The organism is Saccharothrix sp. S26 (assembly GCF_021390395.1).
Taxonomy (GTDB): domain Bacteria; phylum Actinomycetota; class Actinomycetes; order Mycobacteriales; family Pseudonocardiaceae; genus Actinosynnema.
Map to the genome: position 1 here is coordinate 494764 of NZ_JAJUWT010000001.1, position 14486 is coordinate 509249.

General features: G+C 72.1%; 15 protein-coding genes and 1 pseudogene. 7 read left to right on the plus strand and 9 right to left on the minus strand.

The features are described from left to right. Positions 1-20: 20 nt before the first annotated feature. On the minus strand, positions 21-1637 hold the full coding sequence (locus tag LZG04_RS02295) for an alkaline phosphatase (protein WP_233812566.1): 1617 nt from the start codon (positions 1635-1637) through the stop codon (positions 21-23). Positions 1638-1825: 188 nt separating this feature from the next. Between LZG04_RS02295 and LZG04_RS02300 the strand changes: the two genes are divergently transcribed. Then, entirely contained in the window at positions 1826-2863 is a 1038-nt protein-coding gene (locus LZG04_RS02300; protein ID WP_233812567.1) for a nitronate monooxygenase family protein, read from the plus strand. An 18-nt stretch (positions 2864-2881) separates the two neighbouring features. Further along, the gene (locus LZG04_RS02305) at positions 2882-4540 is read left to right on the plus strand and encodes a DUF885 family protein (RefSeq protein WP_233812568.1); all 1659 of its coding nucleotides are present in this window, start codon (positions 2882-2884) and stop codon (positions 4538-4540) included. Here LZG04_RS02305 and LZG04_RS02310 read toward each other — a convergent pair. Both LZG04_RS02310 and LZG04_RS02315 read right to left on the minus strand, forming a co-directional pair. Continuing rightward, a complete protein-coding gene (locus LZG04_RS02310) occupies positions 4499-5947 on the minus strand; it encodes an amino acid permease (RefSeq protein WP_233812569.1) in 1449 nt (482 codons plus the stop codon). The genes LZG04_RS02305 and LZG04_RS02310 overlap by 42 nt on opposite strands. Positions 5948-6069: 122 nt before the next feature. Beyond that, positions 6070-7038: a zinc-binding dehydrogenase gene (locus LZG04_RS02315; RefSeq protein WP_233812570.1), complete on the minus strand. Its 969-nt coding sequence runs from the start codon at positions 7036-7038 to the stop codon at positions 6070-6072. A 68-nt stretch (positions 7039-7106) separates the two neighbouring features. Here LZG04_RS02315 and LZG04_RS02320 point away from each other — a divergent pair, with 68 nt between their 5' ends. The 3 genes from LZG04_RS02320 to LZG04_RS02330 are packed head-to-tail and all read left to right on the plus strand — an operon-like array spanning position 7107 to position 8055. After that, the gene (locus LZG04_RS02320; protein ID WP_233812571.1) at positions 7107-7343 is read left to right on the plus strand and encodes a hypothetical protein; all 237 of its coding nucleotides are present in this window, start codon (positions 7107-7109) and stop codon (positions 7341-7343) included. A gap of 11 nt (positions 7344-7354) precedes the next feature. Then, the gene (locus tag LZG04_RS02325) at positions 7355-7789 is read left to right on the plus strand and encodes a ribonuclease domain-containing protein (RefSeq protein ID WP_233812572.1); all 435 of its coding nucleotides are present in this window, start codon (positions 7355-7357) and stop codon (positions 7787-7789) included. Further along, a complete protein-coding gene (locus LZG04_RS02330; RefSeq protein WP_233812573.1) occupies positions 7786-8055 on the plus strand; it encodes a barstar family protein in 270 nt (89 codons plus the stop codon). Before LZG04_RS02325 ends, LZG04_RS02330 begins: the two co-directional genes overlap by 4 nt. Here the strand turns inward: LZG04_RS02330 and LZG04_RS02335 are convergent. Further along, on the minus strand, positions 8052-8828 hold the full coding sequence (locus LZG04_RS02335; protein ID WP_233812574.1) for an enoyl-CoA hydratase-related protein: 777 nt from the start codon (positions 8826-8828) through the stop codon (positions 8052-8054). The genes LZG04_RS02330 and LZG04_RS02335 overlap by 4 nt on opposite strands. 62 nt (positions 8829-8890) lie before the next feature. Here LZG04_RS02335 and LZG04_RS02340 point away from each other — a divergent pair, with 62 nt between their 5' ends. Both LZG04_RS02340 and LZG04_RS02345 read left to right on the plus strand, forming a co-directional pair. Continuing rightward, a complete protein-coding gene (locus LZG04_RS02340; protein ID WP_233812575.1) occupies positions 8891-9514 on the plus strand; it encodes a DJ-1/PfpI family protein in 624 nt (207 codons plus the stop codon). Continuing rightward, on the plus strand, positions 9511-9966 hold the full coding sequence (locus LZG04_RS02345) for a MarR family winged helix-turn-helix transcriptional regulator (protein WP_233812576.1): 456 nt from the start codon (positions 9511-9513) through the stop codon (positions 9964-9966). Before LZG04_RS02340 ends, LZG04_RS02345 begins: the two co-directional genes overlap by 4 nt. Before the next feature lie 181 nt (positions 9967-10147). Here the strand turns inward: LZG04_RS02345 and LZG04_RS02350 are convergent, their stop codons facing one another. The 5 genes and pseudogenes from LZG04_RS02350 to LZG04_RS02370 all read right to left on the minus strand — a co-directional run. Then, positions 10148-10879 carry a sirohydrochlorin chelatase gene (locus LZG04_RS02350; protein ID WP_233812577.1) on the minus strand — a complete coding sequence of 244 codons (732 nt, stop codon included), beginning with the start codon at positions 10877-10879 and terminating at the stop codon, positions 10148-10150. Beyond that, positions 10876-11748, minus strand: a complete 873-nt coding sequence (locus LZG04_RS02355; RefSeq protein ID WP_233812578.1) for an ABC transporter permease — start codon at positions 11746-11748, stop codon at positions 10876-10878. Before LZG04_RS02355 ends, LZG04_RS02350 begins: the two co-directional genes overlap by 4 nt. After that, positions 11735-12523 (minus strand): ABC transporter ATP-binding protein, encoded by a 789-nt coding sequence (locus LZG04_RS02360; protein ID WP_233812579.1) that lies wholly within the window; start codon positions 12521-12523, stop codon positions 11735-11737. The genes LZG04_RS02355 and LZG04_RS02360 overlap by 14 nt, the downstream gene beginning before the upstream one ends. 21 nt (positions 12524-12544) lie before the next feature. Next, positions 12545-13621 (minus strand): ABC transporter substrate-binding protein, encoded by a 1077-nt coding sequence (locus tag LZG04_RS02365; RefSeq protein ID WP_233812580.1) that lies wholly within the window; start codon positions 13619-13621, stop codon positions 12545-12547. A 23-nt stretch (positions 13622-13644) separates the two neighbouring features. Then, positions 13645-14486 (minus strand): annotated as a pseudogene (locus tag LZG04_RS02370) (sulfate adenylyltransferase); the annotation flags it as partial.

The following is a 14486-nucleotide window of genomic DNA, read 5'->3' on the forward strand; positions in this document are numbered from 1 at the left end:
GCGCCGCGGGAGGGACGGCGCTAGCCGATCCGCTGCGTGCCGGACCGGACGGTCACCGTCCTCGCCAACGCGGCGGGCGAGTCGGACCGGGTCCGGTCGGCCAGGAAGTACCAGCTCATCCGCACGTGCTCGCGCCGCACGTCCAGCACGGTGTAGCCGTGCGAGTCCAGCTCCACCCACCTCAGGTGTCGGTTGAGGCCGACCAGCGCGGCCTCCAGCGCCAACGACGTGGTGCGCGGCGGCGAGCCGGTGAGCTCGTCGACGTTGTCCGAGGTGACCGACGGGACCACCAGCTCGGTGGCGACGGTCTTCGTCAGCGGGTACAGCGACTCGTCCACCGGCACGTCGAACGCCCACGAGCTGTGCACGTCACCGGTGAGGAACACGGTGTCGCGCACGTCGTGCTCGGCCAGCAGCCCGATCACCGCGTCGCGGTCGTGCGGGTAGCCGTCCCACTGGTCGTTGTTGATCGTCGGCCCGATGAGCTGGGTCACCGCGCCGGCCTGCGGCACCGGCGGGACGAGCAGCGGCGAGAAGATCACCGGGTTGCCGATCAGCTTCCACTGGACGTCGGTGCGCAGCAGGCCTTCGCGCAGGAACGCCATCTGGTCCGGGCCGGTGAGCGTGCGGCCGGGGTCGTCCACGTGGTCCTGGTCGACCTGTCGGCTGCGGTACGTGCGCAGGTCCAGCATGGTCAGCTCGGCGAGCGTGCCGAAGCGGAGGCGGCGGTGGACGCGGTCGCCGTCGAGCCGCACGGGCATCCACTCGTGGTAGGCGCGCATCGCGGCGGCACGGCGGTTCGCCCAGGTGCCCTCGGTGGTCTCGTCGTGGCTGGGGGAGCCGTCGGACCAGGCGTTGTCCGCCCACTCGTGGTCGTCCCACGTGATGATCCACGGGTAGGTGGCGTGCAGGCGCTGGAGGTCCGGGTCGGTCTTGTACTGGGCGTGGCGGACGCGGTAGTCGGTCAGCGTCACCGCCTCGCCCGGTGGCTCGTGGGTGCGCGACCGCGTGCCGATGTAGTCCTCGTAGAGGTAGTCGCCCAGGTGCACGACGGCGTCGAGGTCGCCGCGCTCGGCGAGGTGCCGGTAGGCGGCGAAGCGGCCGGCGACCCAGCTGGAGCAGGAGACGACGCCGAACCGCAGCCGGTCGACGTCGGCGTGGTGGGCCGGTGCTGTGCGGGTGCGGCCGACGGGGGAATGGGCGCCGTCGAACGTGAAGCGGTAGAAGTACCAGCAGCCCGGGTGCAGGCCGCCGACGTCCAGCTTGACGGTGTGGTCGCGGTCGGCTCCGGTGGTGACCTCGCCGCGCCGGACCACCCGGCGGAACTGAGCGTCCACGGCCACCTCGTAGCCGACGACGACGGTCGGCCCCGCGCCGGAGCCGGGCGTGCTGTCGTCGGTGGGCGTGACGCGGGTCCACAGGACGACCCGTTCGGGCAGGGGGTCGCCGGACGCGACGCCGTGCCGGAAGTGCGGGGTGGAGGCCTCGGCGGAGGAGGCGGGCAGCGCGGGCGCGAGCAGCGCCACGCCGGCGAACGCGCCGAGGCGCAACGCGTCCCGCCGCGGGTGGGTGTTGGGCATGTCCTCTACGACGGCCCGGCCACCGGGGCGTTGCGCCCTGTCCCGCCGGGCGGGCACGACACCACCTGAACGCACGACACACCGCGCGTGAACATAGGACTCTCGCGAGAGTCCTATGTCCAGGCCGCGTGTGTCCTGCGTCCAGAACACCCGAGTTGCCCGCTCGGAACGTGCCGTTTTGCGCGAGAACGCCGTGGACCTGCAAATACGTGACCGCGGCGGTCGCGCGGGTTAGGGTCGGCGGCATGTTGGACCGACTCGAAGTGCCCGTCATCGCCGCGCCGATGGCGGGCGGGGCGTCCACCCCCGCGCTCGTGGCCGAGGTCGGCCGGGCGGGCGGCCTCGGGTTCCTGGCCGCCGGCTACCTGTCCGTGGAGGCGGTCGCCGAGCAGATCACCGCGACCGCGGCGCTGACCGACCGGCCGTTCGGCGTGAACCTGTTCGTCCCCGGCCCCCGGTCCACCACCGACCTGTCCGGCTACCGCGACCGCGTCAAGGCGCAGTCGCCGACCGAGCCCGGCGAACCGCGGTGGGACGACGACTCCTACGCGGCCAAGTTGGAACTCGTGATGGCGTTGCGCGTTCCGGTGGTCTCGTTCACGTTCGGCCTGCCCAACCCCGAGGACGTGCACCGCCTGCACGCCGCCGGCGCCACGGTCGTCGTCACGGTCACCACGCCGAAAGAAGCCGTGCAGGCGGCACAGGTCGGCGCGGACGCGCTGTGCGTGCAGGGCAGTGACGCGGGCGGGCACCGCGGCACGTTCGCCGACGACGGCGTCTCGCCCGGCGGCGGCGAGCTGTTCGGCGTGCTGGCCGCCCTGCGCCTGGTCCGCGCGAAGGTGGACCTGCCGCTCATCGCGACCGGCGGCCTGGTGCACGGCGCGGACGTGGCCGCCGTGATCACCGCGGGCGCGGTCGCGGCCCAGCTCGGCACGGCCTTCCTGACCACGCCGGAGGCCGGCACGTCCGCCGCACACCGCCAAGCCCTCGCCGAAGGCACCCGCCGCACGGCGTTGACCAGGGCGTTCAGCGGACGCCCGGCACGGGGTCTGGTCAACCGGTTCCTGGTGGAGAACCAGGAGCAGGCGCCCGCCGCGTACCCGGAGGTGCACCACTTGACCCGGCCGGTGCGCGCGACCGGCGACCCGGAGCTGATGTCGTTGTGGGCCGGGCAGACCTACGCGCTGGTCCGACCGGCCCCGGCCGCCGAGGTGGTGGCCCGGCTGGTCGCCGAGGCGCGCGAAGCCCTTTCCGTCGCGATCACGCGCATTCCGCCCGCGTAGCACCACAGAATGGGCGGCGTGACCACCGCGCGAGAGCTCGCCGACGAGATGTTGACCGTGATCTTCGACGCCGACCCCGTCACGGCGACGCTGCGCGGCGTCCCCGGCTGGGACGACCGGCTGCCGGACGTGAGCGCCGAGGGCGCGCGCCGGCTGCGGGACCGTGCCGCGGACATCGCCCGGCGCGCGGGCGTCGAGGGCGACGACCCGGCGACGCGCGCGGTGGTCGAGCACGAGGGGTGGAGCCTGGTGCACCACCTCGACGCCAACCTGGTCGAGCACACCCACTCGGACGGGCTCGCCGGCCCGGTGGTCGTGCTCCTCGCCACGCTGCCGCTGATCCGCCCGGCCGACGACCGCGCGTGCCGGGCCTACCTGACCCGGCTGGCGTCGCTGCCCGACTACCTGGACGCCCTCACCCGGCGGCAACGCGACTCGGACCGCCGTCCGCTCCGGCACCTCGTCGAAGCCGCGATCGCCCGGATCGACCGCCACCTCGCCGAGGACGACGACCCGCTGCGCGTGCCGCTGAACGGCACCCCGTTCGCCGAGGCGTGCGCGCGGGTGGTGCACGAGACCGCGCGGCCCGCGCTCGCGCGCTACCGCGACTTCCTGCGCGCCGAGGTGGTCGGTCGCGGTCGCGGGGAGGACCGGCCCGGGCTGTGCTGGCTCCCCGACGGCGACCTGGTCTACGCCGACCTGGTCCGCGTCTACACCACGACCGGCCACACGCCGGAAGAGCTGCACCGGATCGGCCTCGGCCTCATCGAGGAGCTGGACCGGGAGTACGAGGAGATCGGCGGACGGGTGTTCGGCCCGGCCGCCACCGCCGCCGGCGTGCGGGCCCGGCTGCTGGCCGACCCGGGGCTGCGGTGGTCCAGCGCCGAGGAGATGGTGTCGGTGGCCGTGGCGACCATCGCGCGTGCCGAAGAGGTCGCGGAGGACTGGTTCGGCACGGTGCCGCGGGCCCGGTGCGCGGTCGAGGCGGTACCGGCCGCGGAGGCGCCGAACGCGCCGCTGGCCTACTACATCGAGCCGGCCCTGGACGGCTCCCGGCCGGGCACCTACTTCGTCAACACCCACCGCGCCGAGGAGCGCGACCGGTTCCCCGCCGAGGCCACCGCGTTCCACGAGGGCGTGCCCGGGCACCACTTCCAGGTCGCGCGGGCCCAGCAGAGCGCCGACCTGCCGCTGCTGCGCCGGTTCGCGTCCATCGAGGCATACCTGGAGGGCTGGGCGCTCTACACCGAGCGGCTTGCCGACGAGATGGGCCTCTACAGCGACGACGTGGCGCGGCTCGGCATGCTGGCGGCCGACTCGCTGCGCGCCGCCCGCCTGGTGGTCGACACCGGGCTGCACGCGATGCGCTGGACGCGGCAGCAGGCCGTGGACTACCTGCGCGCCAACGCCGTCATGCCGGACGTCGACATCTTCGCCGAGGTCGACCGGTACATCGAGGTGCCCGCGCAGGCGCTGGCCTACATGGTGGGGCGGCTGGAGATCCAGCGCCTGCGCGGTGAGGCGGAGCGGAGGCTGGGCGACCGCTTCGACATCAAGGCGTTCCACGACCTCGTGCTGGGCGGCGGCCCGTTGCCGATGGCCGTGCTCGCCGACGTGGTCGACGACTGGTGCGGCTCAGTCCTCGGCGTCGACCCGCGCGGGGTTGTTCAGGACTGACCGGCGCCTGCTGTAGGTGAAGTACACGACCAGCCCGATGAGGAACCAGACACCGAAGCGCAGCCAGGTCTCCGGCGCGAGGAACGTGATCAGCCACAGCGAGAACACCACGCCGATGACCGGCACGACCGGCATGCCGGGCGTCTTGAACGTGCGCGGCAGGTCCGGCTGCTTGTACCGCAGCACGATCACCGCGACGCAGACCACCACGAACGCCAGCAGGATGCCGATGTTGGTCAGCTCGGCGGCCTCGGCGATGGGCAGGAAGCCCGCGATGACGGCGGAGGCGATGCCGAGCACCCACGTGACGCGGGTCGGCACGTGCCGCACCGGGTGGGTCTTGGCGAACCACCTCGGCAGCAGGCCGTCGCGCGACATCGAGTAGCCGACCCGCGCCGCGCCCATGAGGAACGTGAACAGCACCGTCGTGATGCCCAGCACCGCGCCCACGGAGATGATGATGCCCAGCGCCGGCAGGCCGATGTCGGCGAACGCGGAGGCGAACGCGCTTTCGGCGTCCACGTCCTTGTAGTTGACCATGCCGGTGAGCACCAGGCAGGCCAGCACGTACAGCACCATCGAGACGGCCAGCGAGTAGATGATCGCCTTCGGCATGTGCTTCTGGGAGTCCTTGGACTCCTCGGCGGCCGTGCTCATGGCGTCGTAGCCGAACACCGCGAAGAACACGGTGGCCGCGCCGGTGAGCGCGCCGGAGATGCCGAACGGGAAGAACGGGTTGTAGTTGTCGGTGTTGATGTGGAACGCGCCGACCACGATCACCAGCAGCACCACGGCGACCTTGAGGTACACCAGGGTCGTCTCGAAGCGGGCCGCGTTCTTCATGCCCAGGTTGAGCACGAAGGCGATCAGCAGGCACAGCAGCACGGCGAACAGGTTGACCTTGTAGCTGCCCGCCGCCACGTCACCGGTCTCGGTGCCGGGCGCGCCGAGCATCCACACCGGCAGGTCGATGCCCAGCAGGTTGAGCAGCTCGTTGAAGTAGCCGCTGATGCCGATCGCCACCACGGCCACGATCGCGGTGTACTCCAGCAGCAGGTCCCAGCCGATGAACCAGCCGACGATCTCGCCGAGCACGGCGTAGCCGTAGGTGTAGGCCGAGCCCGCCTTGGGGATCAGGCCCGCGAACTCCGCGTAGGAGAACGCGGCGGCGGCGCTGGCGATGCCCGCGACGAGGAACGAGATCAGCACGGCCGGGCCCGCGGTCTTGTTGGCCACGGCGCCGGCCAGCGAGAAGATGCCCGCGCCGATGATGCCGCCGATGCCGATCGCGGTGAGCTGCCACAGCCCCAGGGTCCGCGTCAGCCCCGTCCTCTCGTCACTGATCTGCTCGATCGGCTTGCGGCGGAACACGCCGCTGCCCCGGCCGAATCCGTCCTGCACCGTCATTCGTCCAGCTCCCTCGGTGGATTGGTGTGCGGCGAACCGTACGCCGGTCGACCGTCACCGGGTTTGTTCGATTGCACCATTCGAGGGAGTGAATTTTGTGCGCTCGTACGGGTTGACGAAGCTCAGTCGCGGGTGAAGACGATCTTGCCGGCGGTCTCGCCGTCGAGCATCGCGCGCATGCCCTCCTCGACCCGCTCGAACGGCAGCTCCGCGCCGATCTGCGGCCGCAGGCCCGTCAGGTCGCAGAACGAGAGCAGGTCGCCCAGCTCCTCGCGCGTGCCCATGGTCGAGCCGACCACCCGCAGCTGGAGGAAGAACAGCCGCGGCAGCTCGGCCACCGACGCGTCACCACTGGTCGCCCCGGAGATGACCACGGTCCCGCCCGGCTTGAGCGCCTTCATCGAGTGCGACCAGGTGGCCTTGCCCACGGTCTCGAACACCGCGTCCACCCGTTCGGGCAGGCGTGCGCCCGACTCGAACGCCCGGTGGGCGCCCAGGCTCTCGGCCAGCGCGCGCTTCTCCTCCGTGCGGCCGGTCACCCACACCCGGAACCCCGCCGCACGACCCAGTTGCACCAACGCCGTCGACACGCCACCGGACGCGCCCTGCACCAGCATCGTCTGCCCCGGTCGCAGGCCCGAGTTCACGAACAGCATCCGGTACGCGGTCAACCACGCCGTGCCCATGCACGCCGCCTCGGCGAAGCTCAGCCCCGCGGGCTTCGGCAGCGCGTTGCGCCTCGGGACGACGACGTAGTCGGCGAACGTTCCCTGGTGCTTCTCGGTGAGCAACGTGCGGCGCGGGTCCAGCGTCTCGTCGCCGGACCAGTCGGGGTCACCGATCACGGAGTGCAGCACGACCTCCGTGCCGTCCTCCAGCACGCCCGCGCCGTCGCACCCCAGGATCATCGGGAACTGCTCCGGCTTGATCCCCACGCCGCGCAGCGTCCACAGGTCGTGCATGTTCAGGCTCGCCGCTTTCACGGCCACCTTCACCCAGCCCTCCGGTACTTCGGGATCCGGCCGTTCGCCCACGCGCAGGGCGGCGATCGGGTCTTGCGGGCTCGGCTCGGCTGCGTAGACGGCGAACATGCGGGCAACTTACCGACTGGTAGTGATCCGTGTGCGGTGAAGCGCGTCACGGGACTAGGCTCGACGGCGTGGTCGACGCGTTCGGGCAGTGGTGGGACGGGGTCGAGCTGTGGCTCGCGCAGCTCGCGTTCCCGTTCCAGTTCGCGCTGCTCATGTGCGTGCTGCTGCCGTTGTCGCTGGGGTTGGCCCGGCTGATCGACCGGGTCGTGGACAACGCCTCGACCAGGTTCAACCCGGTGCCCAAGGTCCCACCGACGGTCGACGACGCGCAGCCCCCGAAGGTGGAGGCGGGCGGGCCTTCGTAGGCTCTGCGACCGTGACTCCCGCCCGGCGGCTCTCCGTCGCACTGCTCGGCCTGATCGCGCTCGTCGTGGTCGGCTACTTCGCCAAGGACATCACCGGCACGTCGTCGGAGCCGACGCCCCCTTCGGTCTCCGCTTCGGGGGTGCCGGGCGCGGACTCGGGGCTGCCGGTCAAGTCGCTGTCGAGCCTGCCCGAGCAGGTGCGGGCCACGTGGGAGCTGATCGGCCGGGGCGGGCCGTTCCCGCACCCGCGCAACGACGGCGTGACGTTCCAGAACCGCGAGAAGCGGCTGCCCGCCAAGCCGTCCGATTACTACCGGGAGTACACCGTGCCCACGCCGGGCAGCGACGACCGCGGGGCGCGGAGGCTGGTGACGGGGTCGTCGGACGAGGTGTACTACACGGCCGACCACTACGAGTCGTTCGTCGTCGTGGACGTGAGCAAATGACCTACCGGCACGTGGTGCGCCGGGGCGCGCGCTCGAAGCGGGCGGCCATCGGGGCGATCGCGGAGGCGTTGAGCTTCCCGGACTGGTTCGGGCACAACCTGGACGCGCTGTACGACTGCCTGACCGACCTGTCGTGGCTGCCCGAGGGCGAGCACGTGCTGGTGTGGGAGGGCGGTGACGCCGACGTGGAAGCCGTGCTGGCCGACGCGGCCGCCCGAACCGCCGAACTGGGCGACCGCGTCCTGACCGTCCTCTACACCGACTAGTCCGAGGTCGGCACCCACGAGGGCTTGCGCTTGCCCACGAACGCGGCGATGCCCTCCTGACCCTCGGGGCCGCCGAAGTGGCGTGCGGACAGGGCCAGCATGTCGGCGAACACCTCGTCCAGGTCGCTGGAGCGCGGCTGCTGGAGCATCCGCTTGGTGGCGGCCAGGGCGTTGGGCGCGCCCAGGGCGAGCATGTCGGTGTACCGGGTGACCTCGGCGTCGAGGTCGTCGGCGGGCACGGCGGAGTTGATCAGGCCGATGGCCACGGCCCTCGGCGCGGCGAACGTCTCGCCGGTCAGGAACAGCTCGTGCGCGGCACGCGGGAGCAGGCGGGGCAGCACGGTCACCGAGATCACCGCGGGCACCACGCCGATGCGGACCTCGCTGAACGCGAAGGTGGCCGTGTCGACCGCGACCGCGATGTCGCACGCGGCCACGATGCCGACACCGCCCGCGCGGGCCGGGCCCGCCAGGCGTGCCACGACGGGCTTCGGGCTGGTCCACAGCTGCTGGAGGATCGCCGGGAACTCGTTGACCCCCTGCTGGTCGGCGCTCGCGCCGCCCGCCTCCTTGAGGTCCATGCCGGAGCAGAACACCGGTCCGGTGTGGCTCAGCACGATCACGCGCACGGCGTCGTCGGCCGCGGCGGTCTTGAGGTGCCCGATCAGCTCGGCGCGCAGCCGGGCGGACAGGGCGTTGCGGTTGTGGGGGGAGTCCAGCGTGATCGTCGCGATGCCACGCCGCACCTCGTAGTGGATCAGCTCGTCTGCCATGGGCGGCACTCTACGATCCCGTGGTGATTGACGGTTTGCTGTCAAAATGACAGTATACTGTCATGACGACGGAGACGGTCCACCTGGCTCTCTACGACACGCTGGCCGACTGGGAGTTCGGGTACGCGACCGCCCAGATCAACACGCCGCAGTTCCAGAAGGTGCCCGGTCGGTACCGGGTGCGGACGGTCGGCGCCACGCTCGACCCGGTGACGTCGATCGGCGGCCTGCGGATCACGCCCGACCTCGCGTTGGCCGACGTCGACCCCGCCGACAGCGCGATGCTGATCCTGCCCGGCGCGGACACGTGGGAGAGCGGCGCCAACGCGGTGTTCGCGGCGGCGGCGCGGCGGTGGCTGGACGCGGGCGTGCCGGTGGCGGCGATCTGCGGCGCGACCATCGGGCTGGCCGCCGAGGGCCTGCTGAACTCGCGCGCCCACGGAGGCAACGCGGTGGAGCAGCTCGCGGTCGTGCCGGGGTACACGGGTTCGGCGTTGTTCGGCGGTGAGCGCGCGGTGCGGGCGGACGGCCTGATCACGGCCGGTGCGGCGTCGGCGCTCGAGTTCGCGCGGGAGATCTTCGTGGAGCTGGACCTGTACGAGCCGGCCGTGCTGGAGGCGTGGTACGGGCTGTACCGGACGGGCGACCCGGCGTGGTTCGGCAAGCTCGTCGCCGCGGTCTCGTGAGCGAGGTCGAGCCCCGCACGGAGGCGGGGGACGTGCTGACCGAGGTCATCATGCGCACGTTCCGCCTCTACGGCGGCTTCCTGGAGGCGGCGGAGGTGATGACGAAGCCGGTCGGCCTGACCGCCGCGTGGTGGCAGGTGCTGGGGGCCGTGCTGCGGCGGCCGTTGCCGGTGTCGGGCATCGCCCGGGAGATGAGCCTGACCAGGCAGAGCGTGCAGCGCATCGCCGACCTGCTGGTGGAGAAGGGCTTGGCCGAGTACCTGCCCAACCCGGCCCACAAGCGCGCCAAGCTGTTCCGCCCGACTGCTGCGGGCTACGAGGCGATCTCCTGCCTGGCACAGGCGCAACACGCCTTCACCAACCGCATCTCGGCCCAGGTGGACCTCGACGACCTGCGCACCACCCTGCGCGTCCTGGACCGCCTGGTCGCCGCCCTGGACTCCACCCCCTAACCCGCGAGTCCTACCTCCAGAACGCGAGTGTCCTACGTTCAGAACGCGAGAGTCCTACCTCCAGAACGCGAGTGTCCTACGTTCGCGACCCCCGAATTCAACGCTCAGGACGGCCGGGGCTGTTCTGAGCGTTCAACTCGGGTGTTCCGAACGTAGGACACACGCGTTCTGAACGTAGGACTCACGCGGTTCGGGGGAGAGAGGTGGTCAGGGCCGAGTGGTAGCGGTGGAGGACCAGTTCGGCGACTTCCGGGTCCGGACCGAGGGGTGGGGCGATGACGGCGTCCGGGCCGGCCAGGCGGGTCACGCGGTCGGGCAGGAAGCCCGGGGCCAGGAACCACGAGGCCACGGCGATGCGGCGGGCACCCCGGGCACGCAGGCGCGCGACCGCCGTGGGGACGTCCGGCGAGGCGGCGGAGGCGAAGGCCGCCTCCACGCCCGCCCAGCCCGACCCGGCGGCCCACCGGGCGGCGATGGACGACACCAGGGCGTTGGCCGGGCCGTGCGACGACCCGGCACCCGCCAGCACCACGCCCAACGTACGGTCACGCGAGCGGACACCGACCGAGGCCAGCCGGCGCAACGCCGCCGACTCCAACCGGGGGTCGGGGCCGAGCACGTCCGCGATCGTCACGTCCAACCCGGGCAACCGGGCCTCCGTCACGGCACCGGGCACGTCCACCCGCGCGTGGAAAGCCCTGCCCAGCAACAACGGCACCACCACGGCCGAACGGTGCCCGTCCGCGTGCACCCGACGCAGCACGTCCCCCAGCAGCGGCACGGAGAGGTCCAGGAAGGACCCCCGCACGTCCACCGACGGGGCCAGCGCCCGCACCACGTCCAACAACTCGTGCACGACGGCCGCCGACCGCGGGTCACGACTGCCGTGCGCCACGGCCACCAGCGCGGTCACAGCGCGCCCGTCAATCCGCGCGCCCGCAGCACCGCCCGCTCCAACGGCCGGAACACCAGCAGCTCGATCCCCACGCCGACCAGCAGGATCAGGAAGATCGCCGCGATCACCATCGAGATGTCGTTCAACGCCGACCCGTTGTGCAGGTACTGCCCCAGCCCTTCGCCGAGCTGCGGCGACGTGGCGATGATCTCCGCCGCCATCAGCGACCGCCAGGAGAACGCCCACCCCTGCTTCAACCCGGCCAGGTAGCCCGGCAGGGCCGCGGGCAGCAGGATGTGCCGTGCCGCCGCCAGCCGGCTCGCGCCCAGCGCCTGACCGACCCGCGGCAGCAGCGGCGGGATCTGGTCGACGCCCGACACCAGGCCGTTCGCGATCGACGGCACCGAACCCATCAGCACGACGAAGTAGATGGTCGCGGGCGTCGCGCCGAACCACAGGATGCCCGCCGGCACCCACGCCACCGACGGCAGCGACTGCAGGCCCGTCAGCAACGACCCGATGGCCGCGCGCACCACGCGCACCTTCGCGATCAGCAGCCCCAGCGGCGTGGCGATCACCACGGCCGTGAGGAACCCGAGCACGGCGCGGCTCACCGAGGTCCACAGCACCTCGAAGGCCCGGCCGGTCTGGATCGCCTCCGCCACCGCCGCCCACACCGAGGCGGGCGACGGCAGCTGGTACTCCGGCCACAACGCCATCGCCCACAACGCCTGCCACACGCCCAGCAGCAGCGCGAACGCGATCAGCGGCGGAACGGCGGTGCGGACGAACCGCTTGCCGATCGACGGTCGCCGCTCCTGCGACGGGGCGTCGAGGGCGTCCAGCCCTGCGCCGACCGCCGCGAGGTCAGTGTCAAGCTGCGGCATGACCGCTGATCACCTCTCGCAGGTGGGTCGTGATGTCCTCGATGACGGCGGGCTCGTCGCAGTCCACGGTGGACCACTCGCGCACCACGCGGCCCGGCCGGGACGACAGCAGCACGACCCGCTGGCCCAGCCGCACGGCCTCGCGCACGTCGTGCGTGACGAACAGGATCGCCGTCGACGTCTCCCGCCACACCCGCACCAGCTCCGCCTGGAGCACGTCACGGGTGATGGCGTCGAGCGCGGCGAACGGCTCGTCCATCAGCAGCAGGCCGGGCGTGCCTTCCTCGGCGCTGCCCAGGGTGGACGCCAGCGCGCGGGCCAGCGCCACGCGCTGCCGCATGCCGCCGGACAGCTCGTGCGGGCGCTTGTGGCCCGCGCCGACCAGCCGCACCAGCGACAGCAGCTCGCTGGCCTTCTCCCGCCGCGGTCCCCGCTTCAGGCCCGCGAGCCGCAACGGCAGCTCGACGTTGCGCGCGGCGGTGAGCCACGGCATCAGCGCGGCCTCCTGGAACATCACGGCGGGCCGCGAGGTGGTCACCTCGATGCTGCCGGAGGTGGGCGCGTCCAGCCCGGCGACCAGGTTCAGCAAGGTCGACTTGCCGCAGCCGGACGCGCCCAGCAGGCACACGAACTCGCCCGGGGCGACCGACAGGTCGACGCCGTCGAGCGCGACGACGCCGTTCGGGCCGTGGCCGAAGACCTTCCGCACCCCGGACAAGGTCACCGCGGCGTCCACGTCGGACACGGCCGCTGGGGTCTCAAGCGTGGCGGTCATGGTGTGCCTGCCTTCCTCGAGTTACTTCTTGTCCAGCCCGGCGGTGTCCACGGCCGGCTTGCCCGCCGCCGAGAGCACCTTGTTCAGCAACGTGAAGTCGGCGAGCCCGGCCACGTCGGCGGCCTCCTTCGCCACGCCCGCGGTGACCGCGTCCTTCGCCAGCTGCGGGAAGCTCTTGGCCTGCGGGTCCACCGTCAGCTCGATGTTGTCGAACGCCCGGTCGAGCACCGGCTCGCCCAGCGCCTTGCCGGTGAGCTCCTTGAGCGCCTTGTTGACGATCTGCTTGGCCTCGACCTTGTTGTTCTGCGCGAAGTCGGTGGCCGCGAGGTGGCCGCGCAGCAGCGCCTCGACGGTCTGCGGGTGCTCCTGGAGGAACTTGGTGCGCACCAGCAGCACGGTGGTCGGGAACTTGCCGCCCTCCCACAGGGTCTTCTCGTCCACCAGCACCTTCGCGCCCGCGTCGATCACCAGCCGCGACGACCACGGCTCGGGCGCCCACGCGCCCTGCACGTCACCCTTGCGGAACAGGTCGAGCGACTGCGAGTTCTCCGTGTTGGTGACGTTGACCTGGTCGGCGCCCGCGCCGACGGCGAGCTTCTCGTCGGCCAGCCACTTCTTCAGCGCGACGTCCTGCGTGTTGCCGAGCTGCGGGGTGGTGATGACCTTGCCCTTGAGGTCGGCCGGCGAGTTGATCTCCGGCTTGACCACGAGCTGCGCACCGCCGGACGTGGCGCCGGAGATGAGCCGCACCGCCTCGCCCTTGGACTTGGCGTAGGCGTTGATGGCCGGGCCGGAACCGATGAACGTCGCGTCCAGCGACTCGCCGAGCAGCGCGTTCACCGCCTCCGGGCCCGCGTTGAACGTCTGGGTGGTGAGCTTGGTGGTGCCGAGTTCCTTGGCGAACAGGCCCTGGTCGACGCCGATGAGGGCGGCGGCGTGGGTGACGTTCGGGAAGTAGCCGAGGCGGATCTCCGTCGCCGCGCCCTTGTCCTGGGCGGGCGGGGCGGTCTCGCCGCCGCGGTCGACCCGCGAGCAGGCGGCGAGGGCGACGAGGGCGGTGGCTATGGCCAGTGACTTGGTCAGGGTGCGGCTGCTCACGGCGGCGGTTGGCCTTTCTGGGCTCAGGGACCGGGGGAGACGAGGGCGTGGCTGTCGGACCGGGCGGCGTCGCCGCCCTCGGTACAGCTGTCCACGCCGTCCACCTCCGGCAGCGGCGCGCCCACGAGGCCCGCGGCCAGCGTGCTGCCGTCCGCGGTGTCGATGACCAGGAACGCGCCCGTGCGGCGGTCCTTCGTGTAGTCGTCCACCGGGATCGGCTCGGCGGTGCGCACCGCGACCTGGCCGATCTCGTTGAGGCTCAGCGAGCCCGGCGCGTCGGTGCTGGCGAGCTTCTGCTCGTCGAAGCGGGTGCGCAGTTCGGTGACGATCGCCTGGACGGTGCGGGTGCCGTGCTTGACCAGCACCCGGGCGCCCGGCGTCAGCGCCTTCTCCGACAGCCAGCACACCGTGGCGTCGAACTCGTCGGTGACCGTCGGCTGGTCGCCCGCGGCGGCGATCAGGTCGCCGCGGGAGATGTCGAGGTCGTGCGCCAGCAGCAGCGTCACCGACTGGCCCGAGGAGGCTTCCGGCAGCGGGCCGTCGGCGGTGTCGATGCCGGTGACCGTGGAGCGCAGTCCGGCGGGCAGCACGGCGATCTCGTCGCCGACCCGCACGGTGCCCGCCGCGACCTGGCCCGCGTAGCCGCGGTAGTCCGGGTGCTCGGCGGTGCGCGGGCGGATCACGTACTGCACGGGGAAGCGGAACGGCGCGTCGTGCGCGTCCGGCTCCACCGGTACCGATTCCAGGTGTTCCAGCAGTGTGGGGCCGGAGTACCAGGGGGTGCGTGTGGAGCGCTGGACCACGTTGTCGCCGGCCAGCGCGGACACCGGGATTTCCACGACGGTGTCCTCGGCGTACCCGAGGG

Excerpts from the sequence above, each read along its gene's own strand:
- LZG04_RS02300 (WP_233812567.1), top strand. The coding sequence starts at position 1,826 with ATGTTGGACCGACTCGAAGTGCCCGTCATCGCCGCGCCGATGGCGGGC.
- LZG04_RS02310 (WP_233812569.1), bottom strand. The coding sequence starts at position 5,947 with ATGACGGTGCAGGACGGATTCGGCCGGGGCAGCGGCGTGTTCCGCCGC.
- LZG04_RS02315 (WP_233812570.1), bottom strand. The coding sequence starts at position 7,038 with ATGTTCGCCGTCTACGCAGCCGAGCCGAGCCCGCAAGACCCGATCGCC.
- LZG04_RS02330 (WP_233812573.1), top strand. The coding sequence starts at position 7,786 with ATGACCTACCGGCACGTGGTGCGCCGGGGCGCGCGCTCGAAGCGGGCG.
- LZG04_RS02335 (WP_233812574.1), bottom strand. The coding sequence starts at position 8,828 with ATGGCAGACGAGCTGATCCACTACGAGGTGCGGCGTGGCATCGCGACG.
- LZG04_RS02340 (WP_233812575.1), top strand. The coding sequence starts at position 8,891 with ATGACGACGGAGACGGTCCACCTGGCTCTCTACGACACGCTGGCCGAC.
- LZG04_RS02355 (WP_233812578.1), bottom strand. The coding sequence starts at position 11,748 with ATGCCGCAGCTTGACACTGACCTCGCGGCGGTCGGCGCAGGGCTGGAC.
- LZG04_RS02360 (WP_233812579.1), bottom strand. The coding sequence starts at position 12,523 with ATGACCGCCACGCTTGAGACCCCAGCGGCCGTGTCCGACGTGGACGCC.